Origin of the sequence: Citrobacter sp. HN-141, from assembly GCF_033341895.1 — a bacterium.
Classification (GTDB): Bacteria; Pseudomonadota; Gammaproteobacteria; order Enterobacterales; family Enterobacteriaceae; genus Citrobacter.
On the sequence record NZ_JAWPBF010000055.1, the window covers coordinates 1 to 938 of the forward strand.

The window sequence follows — 938 nt, forward strand, 5'->3', positions numbered from 1 at the left end:
CTTTATGGCACGCAAGCTGGAAGAGTTAGGGCATTTTCCAAAGCTGATATCACCGCAATTTGTCCGCCCATTCGTTAAAAGCAACAAAAATGACTTCGTTGATGCTGAAGCTATCTGTGAAGCAGCATCACGTCCATCTATGCGTTTCGTGCAGCCCAGAACCGAATCTCAGCAGGCAATGCGAGCTCTGCATCGTGTCCGTGAATCCCTGGTTCAGGATAAGGTGAAAACAACTAATCAGATGCATGCTTTTCTGCTGGAATTTGGTATCAGCGTTCCGCGAGGTGCTGCCGTTATTAGTCGACTGAGTACCCTTCTTGAGGACAGTAGTTTGCCTCTTTATCTCAGCCAGTTACTGCTGAAATTACAACAGCATTATCACTATCTTGTTGAGCAGATTAAAGATCTGGAATCTCAGTTGAAACGAAAGTTGGACGAAGATGAGGTTGGACAGCGCTTGCTGAGTATTCCCTGCGTTGGAACGCTGACTGCCAGTACTATTTCAACTGAGATTGGCGACGGGAAGCAGTACGCCAGCAGCCGTGACTTTGCGGCGGCAACAGGGCTGGTACCCCGACAGTACAGCACGGGAGGTCGGACGACATTGTTAGGGATTAGCAAGCGGGGCAACAAAAAGATCCGAACTTTGTTGGTTCAGTGTGCCAGGGTATTCATACAAAAACTGGAACACCAGTCTGGCAAGTTGGCCGACTGGGTCAGGGAGTTGTTGTGTCGGAAAAGCAACTTTGTCGTCACCTGTGCTCTGGCAAACAAGCTGGCCAGAATAGCCTGGGCACTGACGGCGCGACAGCAAACTTACGAAGCATAAAGGCAGAAATACACCAGTTTAAACAATCATTCATCTGGTTTTGCGAATACTGATATTGATGATACTAACGGCCCACCGGCCTGTTGAGGAACCTGTAAAACGGAAAGGC

Annotated in this window: 1 protein-coding gene; it reads left to right on the plus strand. The window is 48.6% G+C overall.

The genetic code is table 11. The features are described from left to right. Window positions 1-829 (plus strand): IS110-like element IS5075 family transposase (locus RYZ59_RS24530; protein WP_114200743.1); only part of this gene is annotated, 829 nt, incomplete at its 5' end. Window positions 830-938: the final 109 nt, after the last annotated feature.